Origin of the sequence: Armatimonas sp., assembly GCF_043760365.1 — a bacterium.
Lineage (GTDB): Bacteria > Armatimonadota > Armatimonadia > Armatimonadales > Armatimonadaceae > Armatimonas.
The window spans coordinates 1-17,792 of sequence record NZ_JAYUPA010000211.1 but is presented as its reverse complement, the minus strand read 5'-3'; the positions used below and the strand labels follow the sequence as shown (position 1 = coordinate 17,792).

The window sequence follows — 17,792 nt, the reverse complement described above, 5'->3', positions numbered from 1 at the left end:
GGGTCGGAACTCCCTCGAAGCTGAAGTTGTTCGTCGCAAAAAGTCCGACAATACTGCCGATAGCGACCACTGCCCAGCCAATAGTGAAGTTCTTGCTGATTCCCGCAAAGCGTTCCCGTGTGTTGTCGCCTTCCCTATCTACCTCCTTGCCCAGGTGGGACATTGCAATGGAGTTGGTAATTCCCAGGGTCGGGGCAAAAAAGAGTGCCCATACCCACATCCAGAGCATGAAGCTACCGTAGCTTTGCTGCTGTGACATCATCCAGGCCGCCCCGGAACAGACCGCCGAGGAGATCCCCAGAAAGATCTGCGAGGGCATGAAGCGGTCCACAAGCTGTCCGCCAATAAAGGGCGAGATGATACAGGCAAGCCATAATACCCCGTAGGCTGCTCCGATCTGCACGCCGGTCGCTCCCAGGCGATCTCCGAGGGTTGCTGCCATGATGGGAGTCCAGGCTCCCCACACAGCATAAAGGCAAAACATCATGACACTCAGGAGCAACCTGAGGCGTAGCTTATCTGACATAGATCATTACTTTCTGTTTGAGTTCGTTAGGTCGCATTGTAACAGAAATTTTGCACTCTCTATTTTGTTGACAGAGATGCCAATAAAAAATTCAATTACTGACGGTCAACACGGAGGAGAACCCATGCCCCAAATCCTGCAATCGCGTCTCTTGTTCGGCAGCGCCCTGGCAACACTGTTGCTTCTTGGCGGAGCCCAGGTAGCCCGCCAGCGCCTGCGGTCTCCCCACCTAAAGACGGAGTCGGAACTACAGTACCTTCTGTTCAGCACCGCTCTCACACTTCTGCACCAGGATCGTGGCCCGGAAGCACTGGAGCTTCTCCATCGTCAAGAGAGCATTCCCCTCACTCTCACACAGACCACCGCTCTGAGCAGCGAGCTGACCCCAGGAACCCAGATAATGATGCTCAGCCTGAACTTAGCGCGGGCAGCCCAGGAGGCCGGGGCCAAGGGTGAGGTCGACATGGCACAGGCCTACCTAACACAGTGCCGCGTTCTATGCCGTCGCATTCGTTCGACGCCTCAGCTTGAAGAGACCATGCCTCAGAGCCTTGCACGGTCTGTCGAGAAAGTGGCGGAGCGTGCCGAGATCACGACGGCGAGGCTCTAACCCGGCTCTGGCGTTGTCAACGCGCTCACTTACTCCATACCTGGAGAATCTCACGCGCCGCAGGGCCAGCGGATTTTGCTCCGTAGCCGCCATTCTCGATGAGCACGGCAAAGGCGATTTTAGGGTTCTTAGCGGGAGCGAAGCCGATAAACCACGCGTGGCTTAGCTTGTCGCCGTTGCCGGTCTGAGCGGTGCCGGTCTTGCCCGCCACCGAGACCGGGAGGGCGCTAAAGATGCCTTGCGCCGTACCACGCTTCGTGACTTCTCCCAGCGCCTTGGCGATCACGGCGGCTTGCTCTGGTGTGATTGGGGTTGCCAGAATCTCGGTTTTGTCGGTGAGTACATAGTGCGGGCGGCGGCGCACCCCACCACTTGCGATTGTCTGAACCACTCCGGCCAGCTCCAGTGGCGTGGTGAGCAGGCTTCCCTGACCATAGGCAATGTCCGCGAGCTCCGCTTCCCACTTGGCAGTCACGGGGCCGTGTGTGAGGCCGAACTGTCCGGTCATGCTCTGGAGCGCCTCCGCCCCGACGGCAACTCCCGCATGGGCGAAGAAGATATTGGAGGAGTGCACCAGCGCTTCCGTCAAGCTGAGCTTGCCGCCCAGCGCCTCGCCGTCGTCGTTGGTGACACTACGCGCGTAGCTACGGCTACCAATTTTCCAGGCTATTTTTTCACGTGGGCCCGTTCCGCCCGAGAGCTTGGTGTCGCCTTGCCCGGCTTTCAGCAGCGCCGCAGCCGTCACGGGCTTAAACGCCGAGCCGGGCGGATAGAGGCCATTTGTCGCCCGATTGACCTGAGGAGAGCCCGCTGTGTCCGTCACAGGCTTGGTTGGGTCGTAGGTCGGGGCCGTTACGGCGGCGAGAATGCCTCCCGTGGCGATATCAATCACCACGGCGGCTCCGGCGCGCTTGGGTTTTCCGGTTGTCTTATCTTTCAGGCGAGCCGCCGCCTTCACAATCGCCTTGAGTGCGGCTTGCTGAAGCGCACTGTCCAGTGTTAATTTAACATCTTTTCCCTGCGGCAGCGAGAAGCCAGGAAGGTCTTTCCCCCGCCAGAGCGCCAGCGCCTGACTCCAGTTTTCCATGCCCTGAAGCGGCGCGGAGAGTGAGTCCTCGAAGCCCGTTGGCCCACCTAGCGCGGGAGAGAGCACACCAACTAGATGGGCACCCGCCTGGCCCAGAGGATAAAGCCGCTTGCCATTTATTGTCTGTGCGAGCGGCTTGCCATTGCGATCCAGCAAGCGTCCCCGAGGGATCTGTTTCGCGATAGCGAGCAAGCGCGGGTTCCGGTGCGTACGAATCACTTTATCCGCATCGGGGGTACGAACCAGCAGGAGCGCATTACGATTGGCGAGAACGGTCTGCGCTGCAAGCGCCGTGATCATGCATAACAGTAGTGGCAACGTCAGGGCGAGCATCAGGCGGCTCAGGCCTTTGTGGACAAAAGGCGGCACGAGCTCCGGATCGTGCTGCGCCTTCTGCGAGATCCCTAGCAAGAGCCCAATACTCACCCAGATCATCACCACCGATGATTTCCCGTAGGCCACCAGCGGCAGCGAGATTCCCGTCAGTGGGAGCAGCCCCAGACAGCCTGCTGTAATCACAAGTCCCTGCAAGGCAATCAGTGTTGTGAGTGCGGCGGCCAGATAGCGCTCGAACTCAGAGCGGGCCCTGGGAACCATGGCGAGGCCCCGCCAGAAAATCACCAAAAGACAGAGCAAAACGGCGAGGGGCCCAAAGAGCCCCATGTCCTCTGCCATCGCAGAAAACGCCAGATCCGAGCCACCACGGGGTATAAACGCCGTCCCACCAAGCCCGAGCCCCGCACCGCCCGCACCACCCGTAGCCATTCCCCAGAGCCCGTGCGCGAGCTGATCTCCCCCTATTGAGCCATTGTCCCAGGGATGCAACCACATCTCGACACGGGTTCGAAAGACCCCAAAGCGCCCAACATACCCGATCCAGCCGCCCAGCCCAAGTGCCACCAGCCCCAGCCAGACAAAGGCGCTACGGCTTGTGACGATATAGAGCAGCGCCACAAACGTCCCGAAGAGCACCAGCACCGGCCCCAGATCTTTCAGCAAGGCAAAGAGTGCGAGCGGCAGAGCGTACATCGCGAGCAAGGGATAGAGATCCGCACGCCGCGCCTGTGCGGAGTTGTCTGCCAGCGCCCTACCTCGGTCGGCAAGATAGCTTGCCAGAAAGAAAGCGAGCAGAACTTTGATCAATTCAACGGGCTGGAAGCCAAACAAATTGAGCTTCACGCCGCCCTGCCCCCCCCCAAAGACGCCCAGCAGTACGATCAGCAGCACAGACGTGAGCGCATAGACATAGCCGTAGCGGTGCAGTGGCAGGCTCCAGAAGCGTTTGACGGTGAGCAGAAAAACAGCCAGCCCCCCCAGCCAGATGCCTTGTACCTGGGCAAAGAACGCGAGCCGATCCCGAATAGGGTCTTTCAGGCCAAAGAGCAAGAGCACACCGAGTACAGAGAGCAAGGTCGCACAGGGTAGCAGATACGGATCGGCGCTGGGCCAGACACGGCGCAGGTGAAAGTGCAGCCCAGCAAACATCACGAGAAGCCCGAGCGCGGAGAACCAGAGCGACGCGCTCGCGGTTCCCCAGGTTCGGATGGCAAGCTCCGGCTCGAAGGCACGCTGCTGCGCCGACGTGAGCACTTTACGCCGCATCAGAGCATCTACATCCGAGTAGGCACCGTTTTTGGTGCGATCCGCAATAATTTTTTGTGCAAGCGCGGCATCGCCGCCCAGTGCCTTCGCTAGCTCCGGAGCCGTCGCTGCATTGAGCAACAAAGGCGCTGTCGCAGGTGTTTTTGCAACTGAGACGAGGAGCGTCCCAAAGAGCAGCACTAGTGCCGTGCAAAAGAGTAGGAGCGCCTCAATCAGCCGCAGACGGCGCGGCTTCACTTAACTCGCCTCGATGAAGGTCGCCCCCATGAACGGGGGCGTCTTTTTGTCGCTACGCGACACGAACGGCGTCCCGCCCATAGAGATTCGGATGGCTGCTTGCAGCCTTTGTGTCCAAGGAACGAGGACAATAAGACGCCCCCGTTCATGGGGGCGACCTTCATCGAGGCGAGATTTACGAGAGCGATCAAACCAGCCCCTCAAGACGGTCAACATACCCCGCCATCGTGGCGAAAGCGGCCTCGACGGGATCGGGGGAGGATAGATCTACGCCCGCGTTTTTTAGTGCGTCTAGTGGGTAGAGCGAGCCACCCGCTTTTAAGAACCCCAGGTAGGCTTCGGCGGCGGGCTGGCCTTCGCGCAGCACGCGCTCAGCGAGAGCGTGGGCACCAGAGATTCCCGTGGCGTACTGGTACACATAGAAATTCGAGTACAGGTGGGTCGAAAACTGCATCCAGGTGCTCCCCACGCGCTGCCAGTCCTCGCCTTCGAGTGCGACATCGGGGCCAAATGCCTCGGCGAAGAGCTCGGCCATGCGCTCCGTGAGAGACTTGGCCGTGAGCGCTTGACCACTCCAGACCCGCTCATGAATCTCTTTCTCAAAGCGGGCGAGCGTGGGCATCACAAGGAAATAGCGGTGAAAATTACTCATTGCCTCCTCAATAACACCAATCAGAAGCTCTTTGTTATCGGCAAATTTCTCCAAAAGATAGGCCCGGGTAAGTGCCTGATTGAAGTTACTCGCGACCTCGGCGACAAAGAGCCCGTAGCCCGCATAGTGCATAGGCTGCGACTTGCGGCTGTAGTAGCTGTGCATCGAGTGTCCAAGTTCATGCGCAAGGGTGGAGAGCGAGAAGACATCATTGTTGTAGCTCATCATGATGTAGGGATGTGTCCCGACGGTTCCTGATGAGAACGCTCCCATGCGCTTTCCTCGGTTCACGGCCCAGTCCACCCAGTGCTCCTCGGTCGCGCCTTTGACCATCGCGGCCACGTACTCCTCGCCCAGCGGTGCCATTCCCTCCGCGATCCACTGGACGGACTGCACATAAGGCACTTCGGTCTTGCTCTGGGTCAGGGGCGCTTTGATGTCCCAGGGGGCGAGTTTTTCCAGCCCCAGCACCCGCTTGCGCAGGCCCCAGTAGCGGTGCCATGTCGGGAGATGCCTCTGGAAAGTCGCGATTAGATTGTCAAAAACACTCACGGGAATAAAATTCGGCGTGAGCGACGCATGCAGCGCGGATTCGTAGCCTCGGACACGTGCCGTAAAAACGTTTTGCTTGACTCCCGTGGCGAGGCACTGCGCCAGGCTATTTTTGTGCGCCAGATGCGAATCGGCATAGCCCTTCCACGCGGACTCCCGCACGGCTCGGTCAGTGTCTGTCAGCAGGCTCCCGATGGTGCTCTGCCCGATCTCATGGCCACCTTCAGCGGGTGCAAAGGTCAGGTCCGCATCACAGAGAATCCCATGGACACGCGCCGCACTCCGAAAGGCATCGCCCGCCATGGTTAGAACCTGCTCGACCTCACCCGAGCGAATGTAGGGTGCCCGGCGGCTCAGGCGCTCAAAGTAGTGCGCGTAGGCAGCGAGCCTTGGGTACGCCGCGGCTTCTTGTGCCCACTGGGTCAGGGTCGCAGCTCCAAGGGCAAGCAGCTCCGGCTCCGCAAAGGCAGTCGCGGCTCCAAGACGTGTTCCAAGCCCCATCGCCCGATCGGTGCGTGCGGCGGCATCAGTGTTGGAGGTATCGGTCGCGAATCCTAGGTGGGCATAAACTCCGATATGGCTGACCTGCACTTGAAGCTTTTCGGCTGCAGTAAAATAATCCGCGAGAGTCTCCGGGTCGCTCAGACGCCCCGCGAACGCAGCAAGGGAGGGAATCGCGCCATCGGCGGCAGCGAGTGCGGCTTCCCAGCGCTCAGGCGTCGCGAAGATACTCTCTAAATCCCAGGTACTCTCACGCGTAACTTCAGCACGAGTAGGTAGTGAATGGCTCATGGCCAAGTGTACCTGAGAATTTAGATCTGGTAGCGGTCGTAGTCCTTACAGGCAAAGAGTTCTAGGCCCTCCCCTGTCTTCAGCAGCGCTTGCCCTTCTGTAACAAGGGCGCTAATGCGACCATCCGCAGAGTGTGGATCGTGGTGGGTAAAACCGATACGCTCAATCCCAGTGGCACGGGCAAGGCGCACCGCGTACTCAGGGGTTCCATGGCCAAAACCGGCCTTCCCGCCACTTTCATACTCCTCTTGGGAGTACTGGACATCTTGAATCAGCAGACTTGCTCCCGTCAGAAACTCGATAAGGCTTGTGGGGATTCCCGCACGCACCTCCTCATCGGTGAGCAATACAAAAACACGCCCCGTGGGTCTCTCTTCAAATCGGTACGTAATGGTGCGCTCGGGATGCTCCGTCCAGTGCATCAAAATTACCAGGCACTCATCGAGTGGGTAGGCATGTCCGTGCCCAAAAGGAATCGGCTTCTTCGCGGCCTGCCAATGGAGGTAGCGCTCTTTCTCCAGGATATGCTGCCCTCCGAGGGGATGGATAAGAATCACCCGGGTAGGAGGAATCTCAATAGCGTGAAAGCAGATGTGCTGTGAGATCGCGCCAAACGAGACCGGGTGAAAAGGCGGCTCCATGATCCGCTCGTAGACCTGCTTGGGGCCAAAGCTGCGGTCTTTCGTCCCGTAGATATGCATCCCTAGGTGCGGCATAAAGATCGGAGGTGCAATGAGAACTCCCTGAGTGTGATCGTGGTGGTAGTGCGTGTGGAACAAATGCAGCTCCGCCATTTCCAAGCGAAGCGCTTCAGTGGCAAAGGGAAGAAACCCCGTGCCCCCATCAACCACCACGTGGACACCCGGTGGCAGACACGCGGAGCGTACCTCATAGCAGGTCGTATTCCCTCCCGTCTGCACCATTCCGGAGTTTGCCACAGGAAGCGATCCTCGTGTCCCCCAGGCAATTACTTCCATCGCATTCTTCCTTTATTACTTACAAAACCTATTGGGGGCTATTGTACAACATTCCATGGCGTACAATAGAGAAGTATGGATAACAACACAACAACCGTTTTAGAACGCCTCCACCGTCTTGCTCACTGGCTGGGCTCCCCGCCCCATGACTTCTCGATCCTGGCCGAAGGAAATGTCTCCGCTGCCGTCAGCGACCGAAAAACCTTCTGGCTGAAAGCATCGGGCTGCATGATGGGGACAATGCGGCAGGATCAGTTCGTCTTGATGGACACGGCTCGCTCTCTGGCAATTCTCGACCAGGCGACACTGACCGACAACGAGATCAAAGACCTCCTGCGCGGCGCACGTGTCAATCCAGACGACCCACTACACCCGAGCGTGGAGGCGGCTCTCCATGCAGTCTGCCTCACTGATGGCGGGGCAAACGTCGTCGGGCACACGCATCCAACGCCGTGGCTCTCGATTCTTTGCTCTGAGAAGGCGGAAGAAGCAATCGCCGGACGTATCTTCCCCGATGAAGTCGTGGTGTGTGGCCCTGCGGTGTGCTTCGTGCCGTACGTGGACCCCGGCCCCCCACTCGCAAAAGCCTGCCGCGAGGCAATCGCGGCCTACAAGAAAGACTGGGGCGCACCTCCCAAAGTGCTCTTGCTCCGAAATCATGGTCTGTTCGCCCTCGGGAAAGATGCCGATGAGGTGGAGCGAATCACCGCGATGTCCGTGAAAGTTGCCCGCGCCCTGATCGGCGTGTACGCTCTGGGGGGGCCACGCTTTCTTACCCCAGAAAATGTTGCACGTATCCACACCCGGCCCGATGAGCACTTCCGCCAGAAGATGCTAGAAAATAAAAGGTAAATTATGCGCTTAGTAAAACTAACAGAAGCAGAAGACATCGCGAATGCATTTGAAAAAATGTCCTCGACAATCATCCAACAAAGCGTCGCACGTGATATCACGATCGGCTACCAGGGAGGTAATGAAACTGTCACCGCCTACTGGCACCCTCAGCTCAATTTTTGGAGCCGTCTTGACAGTGTGGTAAATCCAGACAAAATATTCTGTACTTTCGGAACCGGCGAAGCCCTTGTCGGACAGACCCACTCGATCACCATCGAGACAAATCTCTTCAAAGAGGGAGGATCCTGGGCGATCGGCGGAGCGTTTGCCAAAGATTTAGTCACCGGAAAAGTACATCTTGTCCACACAGGAAAAATCTCAGGAAGTAAAGGGATCAACATGAATAACTTCCTTGATCGGATTCCTAATGGAAAACGCTGGACCATTCATCGTATTAAAAAAGAAATCATCAAGATTGGCTCGATTGAGGACGATGATTTCGTACCCTGCCTTCATGATTTTATTCTGGATGTCGAAAAATTCAAAAAAGAGATGACAGGAAAATGACCCTCTCGCTTTTTAGTGGTTGGGTAGATGCCCACAAAGACCAAATAATTGCGGAGACGCAGGCCGTGCTGCGAATTCCCAGTGTCAATGAGCCCGAGAGTATCGGGCCGGGTGCTCCGTTTGGAAAACCCTGTGCCGATGCTCTGGAGCACACTCTGGCGCTGTGTGCCTCGCTGGGGATGCGGACGGAGAACTTCGGGGGCTATGCGGGCCATGCCGAGTTCGGGCCAGAAGATGCCCCGGAGATGGTCGCCATGCTCGGGCACCTAGATGTCGTCCCGCTGGGATCTGGATGGACTCGTGAGCCTTGGGGTGCAGAAATTGACGGCGACTGGGTCTATGCCCGGGGCGCCTCAGACGACAAAGGGCCGACGTTCGCGGCGCTGTTTGGTGCCAAGGCGGTTTTAGATTCCGGCTTGCCGCTCACCCGTAAGATCCGGCTGATTTTCGGCTGTGATGAGGAATCGGGCTGGGAGTGCATGCGGCACTACTTCGATGTGGCCAAGCAGGCCAAGCCCGATCTCGCCTTTACTCCCGATGCGGGTTTTCCTCTCTACTACGCCGAAAAGGGGAGCTTCACGCTCACGGCAACCCGGCCCATTGGGGACTCCCTGGTGGCTGTCTTTAGCTCTGGCCTGCGGCCCAATATGGTGCCCGATGAGGCCGAAGTGGTGCTGATCGGCTCGGCGGACCGGCTGGGCTATATCGCCAAAACTCTCAAGCGAAAGCAGACATTTAAGGTCACGGACGAAGGCGACAAGGCGCTGCGAATCTGGGCGAAGGGCAAGGCGAGCCACGGAGCATCGCCGCAGAAGGGCATCAATGCGGCCAAGAAGCTCGCCGAGGCGCTGTTTGATCTCTTTGCTGAGCCGTGGCTCTCCGAGCTTGTGGAGCGCTGCGCCACCGACGGCTCCGGCATTGGGATTGCGGGTAAAGATGAGATCACGGGGCCGCTGACCTGCAATGTCGGAATTGTGAGCGTGCTCGATGGCACGCTCTCCATGACCTTCAATGTGCGCTACCCTGCCACCTGGGACGACTCCGTACTGACACGCGCCCAAGCATCGCTCACCGACACCGGCTGGACAATCGCGGAGCTGCACCACACGCCGCCACTCTATGTCCCTCAGGATGCAGAGCCGGTCAAGACCCTTCTCAAGGTCTACCGTGGACACACCGGAGACATGACAAAGCCCCACACCATGGGGGGGCGCACTTACGCCACCACAGTGTCGCCTAACGGAGTCGCCTTTGGAGCGGGAATGAAAGGCGATCCTGATGTGGCGCACCGCCCCGATGAGAAGTTCTCAATCGAGCGCCTACTGTTTTGTGCCAATGTCTACGCCGACGCGCTCTATCAGCTCGCCAATGTCTCGCGTTAGGGCTTACCCCCGAGCTGGGTGATCAGAAAGGCATAGTCGAAGGCAGCTTCGTGAAGGGCATCGTAGCGGCCACTAGCACCGCCATGGCCCGCATCCATGTTGCAGTGCAGCAGAAACGGGTTGCTGTCGGTCTTGAGAGTCCGCAGCTTTGCGACGTACTTAGCGGGCTCCCAGTACATCACCTGGGAGTCGTTGAGGCTGGTCTTAATCAGCATGGTTGGATAGGGCTTGGCGTCGAGCTGATCGTAGGGGCTATAGGACATCATGTAGGCGTACGCTGCGGGATCGTTCGGGTTTCCCCACTCAAGGTACTCCCCAACCGTCAGTGGTAGAGTATCGTCGAGCATGGTGTTGATCACATCCACAAACGGGACATAGCTCAGGCAGGCCCTTGCCACATCCGGGCGCATATTCACGACCGCGCCCATCAGCAAGCCGCCCGCGCTCCCCCCCATGATGGCAAGTTTTTCGCGATCCACACGGCCCTGCTCCACGAGAAAATCAGCACAGGTGATAAAGTCTGTGAAGGTGTTTATCTTCACCATGAGCTTGGCCGCATCGTGCCAGGGCTTGCCGTACTCACCGCCGCCGCGTATGTGCGCAATGGCATAGACCATCCCACGGTCGAGTAGTGAGAAGATACTAGAGCGGAACACAGCGGGCATACTAATCCCGTAGGAGCCGTAGCCGTAGAGCACCCCGGAGGCACTCCCGTTGAGGGCCGTGTCTTTGTGGCGAACGAGCGAGATCGGAACTTTCGTACCATCAGCCGCCGTGGCAAAGACACGCTCCGTGACATACATCAAGCGATCCCAGCCGGCTAGCACAGGAGTCTCTTTCAGAAGTGTCCGCTCACGGGTACTGAGCTCATAGTCAAATACCGATGGTGGAGTCACCAGCGAGGAGTAACGAAAACGGAAGGTCGCCGTGTCGTACTCGCGGTTCGTGTCGCCAGAGACGGTGTAGGTAGGTTCTGGGAAAGTGACCGTGTGCTCGTCACCGGTGGAGAACTCCAAGACGCGTAGTTGTGGCAAACCGTCGGCCTGCTCCGTGGTCACGAGATGCCCGGTAAACAGATCAAAGTCTTCCAGCCCGACTGTGGGGCGATACGGCAGAACCTCGCTCCAGTGCAGCGGCTCTGGCGCACTCACGGGCGTCGCGATGAGCTTAAATGTCGGGGCGTCTCTGTTGGTGCGCAAGTAGAACAAGCCCTCGCGGTGCTCAACATAGTACTCGTGGTTCTCTTCGCGGGGCAAGATCATTGTTAGCTCACCTGCCGGGTTATCTCTTTCGAGATAGTGGAACTCTGTCGTGGTGGACGATACGGAGCCCACAAATAAAAACTGCTTGTCGCGCGAACGGTACGCAAATGCCCGGTAGAGCGCATCGGGCTCTTCGTAGATCAGAGTGCCCCCCCCGCCCCCGATAACGGGGGAGCCAATGGCGTAGCGGTAGATTTTGTGGGGTCGCTTGGTCTCGTCTTCCGCGGTGTAGAACAGCGTTTTATTGTCCGCAGCCCAGCTCACGCCGTCCACTTTCTCGATCACATCGGGCAGAAGCTCACCGGTTTTTAAGTTTTTGATTCGGAGCGTGTACTCACGAAAGCCCGTGTTGTCGGTCGTGTAGGCCAGCAGATTCCCGTCATCGGAGATAGCATACGCCCCGACGGACATGAACTTCTCACCCTCCGCCAGCGCGTTCACATCAAGCGTGATCTCCTCAGTCGCATCGGTGCTTTTCGTACGACAATAGATCGGGTACTGCTTGCCTTCCTCGGTACGGACATAGTAGAGCCAGTCGCCGTATTTATAGGGCACCGAGAGATCGGTCTCCTGAATGCGCCCGAGCATCTCGTCGTAGAGCGTTTTCTGGAGAGCCTCGGTTGGCTCCATCACGGACTTGGTGTAGGCGTTCTCGGCATCGAGATAGGCAATTACATCAGCGCTGGTCTTGTCTTGCAGCCAGCGGTAGTTGTCGGTGCGCGTGTCACCATGGATCGTGTGGGTTGTCGGGATAATGGTTGCCACCGGGGGCGTCGGGTTCTGCATGGTCGCTATTGTACCCGCTTCGCGTTATGTTGTTATGTTGCGTGACCGGTGCGGAGCGGGCTGAGTTAGCGGCAGCGGCGGAGGTACTCATGACGGGGGAGATCTTCTATGTGGCCGCTGGCGTGGTAGTAGCGCACCCCCTGGCCATCGGTGAGCGTGTCGGCGCGGGTACGGCGCACCTCGGCATGCTGCTCCGTGGCCTCGATGAAGTCCGTCAGAATCTGCTCCGCCGTGTCGAGATCCTCGAAGAACAAGACGTAGTCCAGCTCCTCTTCTTCGTCACGGTGTACGGCCCAGCTTCCTTCGCGCGGCTCTTCTAAATAGCGGTCAATGCCGCCGCCTTCTACAAAGAGTGCGTAGGGTTCATCAGGGAGCGGTGTGTCGTCGGAGGGAGGATCTTGAAGAGGGTGCAGCCAGACACTCTCTTGCGCATCGAAGAACAGCGCGGCGGGAAACCGGTCGGCCAGCTCCTCGCGGCTTACTTCTGCGGCGTGCAACACTCCCGAGTCGGGCTCTTGCTCCAGTGCATCGGGGATCGCCGCTTCGGCGAGCTCACGTGAGGGAAAAGTCCAGACTAGCTCTTGCCCAATGGGGCCATACGAAAATGGGGAGCCGTAGTCGTAGCAGATCGTGTAGAGTGGCTGAGGCAAGTCAGCAAGCACAGGCAGAGGAAAAGAGAACTCAGGTTCAAGTTCAAGAGATTCTTCGTCGGGAGATTTGTCAGTCACTCAACGAGTGTACCCGCCTCGAAACAAAATAGGCCACCGTCGAGCACGACGGTGGCCTAGCTATTTGTGACTACCGCTTACCGCGCTCGCGCTCGCGGCTGGAGGAGCCGCTCTCGCGCGACGACCCGGAGGACGAGCCACGCGACTCCCGTGATTCGCGCGGTGCCTCAAACGTGCGGCCTGTGGGACGAGTGTCATTAGGTCGGCCAAGACTTGGAGGAGAACTCTGGCCTAGGCCAGATCCACGCCCGTCTCGCGTCTCGCGTGAGGACGGCGGGTTTCCCATTGAGGAGTTTCCTGGTCGGACGGGTGTCATGTTAGGAGCCGTGTAACCCGGCGAGGTGCTGGGTCGGCCACTCTCACGCTCACGGGGACTGTTGCTGGGAGCAGAGTATCCCCCACTCGGGCGTACCGGAGCCATGTTCGGAACCGCAGGGGGATTTGTTGGGCGAGTAAACTCCCGATCACGGTTCCCTCCTGAGGTGTTGGGGTTATTGCCAAAGCGAGGTGTCGCTGGCAGGGTTCCCCGGAACTCACGCTCACGGCTGCTCCCCTCGGAGCGAGTGTTGTCGCCACTGCGGGTGCCGTAGTTGAAGCGATCTGCGCCTCCTTGACCCTGACCCTGACCCTGAGCACGCTCTTCGCTATGCCGAGCAGGGGCCTGAAAACCAGGTCGTGAGGGTTCACGGTAGGTCGGGCGATCGCGATCCCAGCTTTTATCGTTGCCGCTGCCACGGGACCGGTCAAAACGATCACGCTGGTCAAAATAGAGGGGGCGCGTGTCTCGGATGATGATAGGGCGCACATTGTTAAAGCCTTGCCCAAAGACGCAGTAATCATCCCAGGAGTTCCAGAGCCTAGTCCCCCAGGAAATGCTCAGACAGGACATCGGGGAGTAGACAATCCCAGAACGCCAAGGCGAGTTCCCCCAGTAGCCACCATAGACCGACATCCCCGGGTACCAGCCCATGCCGCAGTAGTCATTCCAGCTCGGGGCCAGGCCAAGATAGACAGGGCGCGTGTAGAAGTAGCGCTGGGGAAACGGAAACCAGCGCGCTCCAGAGACCGCAGCGTTCTCCAGATAACCATCGTCCGGAAGATAGAGTGTCGGAACCCCGTTACCGTCGTTGACAAAGTACATCGCGCCGTTGGTCTTACCAAACTGCATGGCGTAGAGATTGCCGGAAAACGGCACGGAGATCAGCTGGCCATTAGCATCCGTGAGCAAGTAGCCACTGGAGTCAAAGACAGCGCGGACAACCTCAATCTGCTGGCCGCGGGGGGTCTCCCGCCAGTCGAAGACATCGGTTCGAGACTGCGCCAGCGGCGGTGTAGCCGCGAAAGTCTGGGCAAATGCCGCCGGAGCCGCCATCAAAAGTACCGTCGCTAGGAATGCTTTCATTGAGATATTCTCCTCTTATGCTATTAGAGACGAAAGTATGCGCAGAGTTGTGACAATTATTTTTTACCCAATCAGTTCCTTGACGACATTGCCCTTCACATCCGTCAGGCGGAAGTCGCGCCCCGCGAAACGGTAGGTGAGTTTCGTGTGGTCAAAGCCCAAAAGGTGCAGTACCGTGGCGTGAAAATCGTGGATATGAACGGGGTCTTTCTCCGCCTTGAAGCCAAACTCATCCGTGGCTCCGTAGACCGTCCCTTTTTTCACTCCCCCCCCCGCCATCCAGTACGTAAAGCCCCAGTGGTTATGGTCGCGACCGTTCATCTTACCCGCGTTTGCTCCCGGGGTGGGCAGCTCGACCACCGGTGTCCGTCCAAACTCGCCCCCCCAGATCACCAGAGTCTCGTCGAGCATCCCGCTTTGCTTCAGATCTGTGAGAAGTGCGGAGATCGCCTTATCGGCCTCACCACAGAGCCGTCGCATGCCATCGGCCAAGTCATCGTGAAGATCCCACGGCTGGCCCGCGCCGGAGTAGAGCTGAATGAAGCGCACGCCGCGCTCCGCGAGCCGCCGCGCCATCAGGCAACCCCGGGCGAAGTTACCGTCGCCGTAACGCTCCCGGGTGCTCTCAGACTCTAAATTGATATCAAACGCATCGGTGGCCTCGCTCTGCATCCGGTAGGCGAGTTCTAGGCTCTGGATTCGCGACTCAAGCTGCGCGTCTTTGGCACGAGCGGCCTGGTGTTTTTTATTGAGCGACTGGATCAAATCAAGCTGCTCCCGCTGCTGTGCACCCGAGGCATAGTGGCTCCGAATGTGCTCAACAAGCTGCTCCACCTCGCGCTTGCTGGGATCAATGTAGGTTCCCGCGAGCACGCCGGGCAGAAACCCCGCCTGCCAGTTCTGCGTCTCCTGGATCGGAAAGCCGCCCGGACACATGGCAATGTAGCCCGGTAAGTTCTGATTCATGGTTCCCAGCCCGTAGCAGGTCCACGAACCAAACGACGGGCGAATCTGCCGGGCATCACCACAGTTCATGAGAAGCAGCGAGGGCTCGTGGTTGGGCACATCGGCGTGCATGGAGTTGATGACACACATCTCGTCCACAAATGCTGCCGTTTTTGAAAAAAGCTCACTGACCTCGATGCCGCTCTGACCGTATTTCTGGAACTTGAAGGGCGAGCCCAGCCCCGCGCCGGTCTTGCGCTCGGTACCGTAGTTATTGATAGGCAGCGCCTTGCCATGGTACTCCGTGAGCTTGGGCTTGGGATCCCAGGTGTCTACCTGACTCGGGCCGCCGTTCATAAACAAGAAAATCACACGCTTGGCTTTAGCGGGGAAGTGGGGCTTCTTGGGCAACATCGGATTGTCACCGTCTGCCGCCTGCGCCTCTCCACCGAGCACCCCCGCCAGCCCGAGGCCCGCAAACCCCGCGCCCATACGGCCCAAAAGGTCGCGGCGGGACATAAACAGCTCTTCCAATCGTCGTTGCATGCTCCTAGTATGGCGCAACTCGCTCCCGGTTTGCAACTTAGTTTTTCTTAGTCGTAAAACAGGCAACCACCCCGGGAAGAAAAAGATAGACAAGGATACTTACGGGCAGGATGCAGGAGAGCACAGAGAAAAGTAGGGGTGCGCCTTGAACCAGCAAGAGGACGACTGCGGCGGCATAGTAAACGATTGTGAGCCAACGCCCCCATGCTCTCTGGAAGAAAAGCCCGACACCCGCCGTCACCCCAAAGATCGCCGCCAGAACACTGAGGCTCTTGGCCTCCCCTCGCAGCAGTACGACAAGAGGGATGATCGCCGTAAGTGCCGCGATCAGCGTGATACCGAAGGGCTGTACGACCTCTTTGGGTTGTTGTTCTTGCATACTCATGGTGTTGTCAACCTCGTTAAGCTTGTGACACAAACCAACGATTTTAATTGGTGGTTTGCGTCACATCCAACAAAAGCACTTGCGTGGCTCCCTCAGTAACACGCGTACTCTCTGCCTGGGCAATTCCTACCACCCAAAGAATCTCACCTTCCCCCTCAACCACTGTCTGAAAGGCGCGCTTCTCGACCGGAATCTCTGCCTCTCGCAGCAAGTCACGGACGAGGCGCGTCTTACCGTTCATTCCCAGCGGCGCGATCCGGTCGCCGTCGCGGACATATCGCACGGTTAATATTTCGGGGATTGTACCACAATCTACACGAAGCGAACGACGGCGGCGCTCGGCAGCAAGTAAGGGCGGCCCAAGAGTCGCCGTCAGAGTTCTGTTGCCGGGAATTTCTACGGCACCAGGGAGGGGAAGTTCCCGACGCCAGTCAGAGAGATGTGGTTCGTGCGTTCGTGGCGAGAAGACAAGATTCCCCTGACGAGCCCACACACCCCAGCCACCCGGTAGGTGCAGTGTCTCTTCCCCTTCTAAAAGCCGCTCCAGACGGATCACCCAGGCCGCCGTCGCCACTTCTTCGCGGAGTGCCTCATCGCTTTCGCTAATCTCTCAGAGCGTGCGCAGAATCACACGCCGCCGGATTGGCCGTGCCAGTGTCCGAAGATCGGTCGTTCCGTGTGCCTGCTCCGCGAGCTGATCCAAGAGCGCCGCATCCTCGGCGGCATGCTCTGACAGACGACAAAGCGCTTCCGTGAGACGCGGATTAAAGCTCGCTGCAAGCTCTGGCAGGAGGGTGCGGATGCGCCGCCGGGGATAGCGTGGGTCGTCGTTGGTAGGATCGTGGCGTGGCGTGATGCCGCGCTCGGTACAGTAGCTCTCAATCTGGCTGCGGCGGGCAAAAAGCAGCGGTCGGATAAGATTTTCGCGCCGCACCGGAATTCCCCCCAGCCCGGCCACACTCGTGCCACGAAAAACACGCATTAAAACGGTTTCCGCTTGGTCGTCGGCGTGGTGGGCTGTGGCAATTACCTGTGCGCCAAGCGCCACAGCGGTCTCTTGCAGAAAAGCATAGCGGGCCGTGCGGGCCTCAGCTTCATTGGCCTGAGCAAGTGCCCCCAGCTCAATCAGGCAGGGAAGGCCGCAGCGAGCAGCCAGAGCGGCGCAGAACCCCGCGTCTGAGTCGGCATCGCGCCCCCGCATCCCGTGGTGAAAGTGCGCCACGCCTACGGGCTGGGGAAGCAGACCGGCGGCGGCAGCCTCACAGAGCAAGAACAGCAAGGCACAGGAATCCGCGCCTCCTGAGAGTGCCACCAGAGGACGCTCCCCTGGAGACAGCAAAGCCTGCTCCCGGACAAAAGTGACCAGGGAGCGGGCAAGCGGGGAAAGCTCAGCGCTTGGCGGAGACGATGACACGGTTCTCGGCGCGGGTGACAGTCATTCCCAGAGGCCCTAAATGCCGCGTGAGAAGCTCCTCCAGAGTTTCGTTGCGGGCATCGAACTGAACCTTACGCTCCGAGCGCGGTACATCCACCAGAATGATCCCTTGCCCGAAACGCCGTGCCAGCTCTTCGAGTGCCTGCGGCGTGAGCGGCATCTCTGCAAGCCCAAACGAGAGACGTCCCGAAAGAGGCTCGAAGCGGAACAGCGGCTCAATCACCCACTGCTCACCCTGCTGACCATCGCCTGTCCAGGCAAGCTTGATGCTGGCGACCTTCATCTCCTCGGCAACAGGAACTTCCAACGGGCGAGTCTTGGCGCCAGCACCCCCCAGAGCCACTCCCGTGGGTTGAGGAGCACCTGGGACACTGGCCAGAACCATGCCATGATCCGCGTTTTCCAGGGTCAAGTCAAACTGTAAGGCTTTCTCTACATGCCGCAAGTTCGTGAGTTTCAACGTAGGCAATGGCCCTACCGGCTGC

General features: G+C 58.8%; 16 protein-coding genes. 4 read left to right on the top strand and 12 right to left on the bottom strand.

What is annotated here, in order from left to right; all coding sequences use genetic code 11:
• On the bottom strand, nt 1–526 hold a 526-nt coding region (locus tag ACH2EH_RS05185), incomplete at its 3' end, for an MFS transporter (protein ID WP_395139594.1).
• Nucleotides 527–650: 124 nt separating this feature from the next.
• Here ACH2EH_RS05185 and ACH2EH_RS05180 point away from each other — a divergent pair.
• On the top strand, nt 651–1,136 hold the full coding sequence (locus ACH2EH_RS05180) for a hypothetical protein (protein WP_395139592.1): 486 nt from the start codon (nt 651–653) through the stop codon (nt 1,134–1,136).
• Nucleotides 1,137–1,161: 25 nt separating this feature from the next.
• Here ACH2EH_RS05180 and ACH2EH_RS05175 read toward each other — a convergent pair whose 3' ends face one another.
• From ACH2EH_RS05175 to ACH2EH_RS05165, 3 genes are all read right to left on the bottom strand, one after another.
• Nucleotides 1,162–4,062 (bottom strand): penicillin-binding transpeptidase domain-containing protein, encoded by a 2,901-nt coding sequence (locus ACH2EH_RS05175; RefSeq protein WP_395139590.1) that lies wholly within the window; start codon nt 4,060–4,062, stop codon nt 1,162–1,164.
• Nucleotides 4,063–4,249: 187 nt separating this feature from the next.
• Nucleotides 4,250–6,058: an oligoendopeptidase F gene (pepF, locus tag ACH2EH_RS05170; protein ID WP_395139588.1), complete on the bottom strand. Its 1,809-nt coding sequence runs from the start codon at nt 6,056–6,058 to the stop codon at nt 4,250–4,252.
• 20 nt (nt 6,059–6,078) lie between these two features.
• Nucleotides 6,079–7,035, bottom strand: coding sequence for a hypothetical protein (locus ACH2EH_RS05165; RefSeq protein WP_395139586.1), 957 nt, complete (start codon nt 7,033–7,035; stop codon nt 6,079–6,081).
• 75 nt (nt 7,036–7,110) lie between these two features.
• On the opposite strand from ACH2EH_RS05165, the gene ACH2EH_RS05160 reads away from it, so the two are divergent.
• From ACH2EH_RS05160 to ACH2EH_RS05150, 3 genes are read left to right on the top strand one after another with little or no spacing between them, the layout of a single operon-like run.
• Entirely contained in the window at nt 7,111–7,887 is a 777-nt protein-coding gene (locus ACH2EH_RS05160) for a class II aldolase/adducin family protein (protein ID WP_395139584.1), read from the top strand.
• Nucleotides 7,888–7,890: 3 nt separating this feature from the next.
• On the top strand, nt 7,891–8,436 hold the full coding sequence (locus ACH2EH_RS05155) for a hypothetical protein (protein ID WP_395139583.1): 546 nt from the start codon (nt 7,891–7,893) through the stop codon (nt 8,434–8,436).
• On the top strand, nt 8,433–9,818 hold the full coding sequence (locus tag ACH2EH_RS05150) for a Sapep family Mn(2+)-dependent dipeptidase (RefSeq protein WP_395139581.1): 1,386 nt from the start codon (nt 8,433–8,435) through the stop codon (nt 9,816–9,818). The genes ACH2EH_RS05155 and ACH2EH_RS05150 overlap by 4 nt, the downstream gene beginning before the upstream one ends.
• Here ACH2EH_RS05150 and ACH2EH_RS05145 read toward each other — a convergent pair.
• The 8 genes from ACH2EH_RS05145 to ACH2EH_RS05110 all read right to left on the bottom strand — a co-directional run.
• Nucleotides 9,815–11,866 (bottom strand): S9 family peptidase, encoded by a 2,052-nt coding sequence (locus ACH2EH_RS05145; RefSeq protein ID WP_395139579.1) that lies wholly within the window; start codon nt 11,864–11,866, stop codon nt 9,815–9,817. The genes ACH2EH_RS05150 and ACH2EH_RS05145 overlap by 4 nt on opposite strands.
• 65 nt (nt 11,867–11,931) lie before the next feature.
• The gene (locus ACH2EH_RS05140; protein ID WP_395139577.1) at nt 11,932–12,594 is read right to left on the bottom strand and encodes a hypothetical protein; all 663 of its coding nucleotides are present in this window, start codon (nt 12,592–12,594) and stop codon (nt 11,932–11,934) included.
• Nucleotides 12,595–12,664: 70 nt separating this feature from the next.
• Nucleotides 12,665–13,996, bottom strand: coding sequence for a hypothetical protein (locus ACH2EH_RS05135; protein WP_395139576.1), 1,332 nt, complete (start codon nt 13,994–13,996; stop codon nt 12,665–12,667).
• A gap of 63 nt (nt 13,997–14,059) precedes the next feature.
• Nucleotides 14,060–15,487, bottom strand: coding sequence for a DUF1501 domain-containing protein (locus ACH2EH_RS05130; protein ID WP_395139574.1), 1,428 nt, complete (start codon nt 15,485–15,487; stop codon nt 14,060–14,062).
• Between the two features lie 37 nt (nt 15,488–15,524).
• Entirely contained in the window at nt 15,525–15,866 is a 342-nt protein-coding gene (locus ACH2EH_RS05125; protein WP_395139572.1) for a hypothetical protein, read from the bottom strand.
• Nucleotides 15,867–15,915: 49 nt separating this feature from the next.
• Nucleotides 15,916–16,446, bottom strand: a complete 531-nt coding sequence (gene tilS / locus ACH2EH_RS05120; protein WP_395139570.1) for a tRNA lysidine(34) synthetase TilS — start codon at nt 16,444–16,446, stop codon at nt 15,916–15,918.
• Nucleotides 16,447–16,482: 36 nt separating this feature from the next.
• Nucleotides 16,483–17,286 carry a tRNA lysidine(34) synthetase TilS gene (tilS, locus tag ACH2EH_RS05115; protein ID WP_395139568.1) on the bottom strand — a complete coding sequence of 268 codons (804 nt, stop codon included), beginning with the start codon at nt 17,284–17,286 and terminating at the stop codon, nt 16,483–16,485.
• On the bottom strand, nt 17,261–17,792 hold a 532-nt coding region (locus ACH2EH_RS05110; protein WP_395139566.1), incomplete at its 5' end, for a hypothetical protein. The genes tilS (ACH2EH_RS05115) and ACH2EH_RS05110, both read right to left, overlap by 26 nt.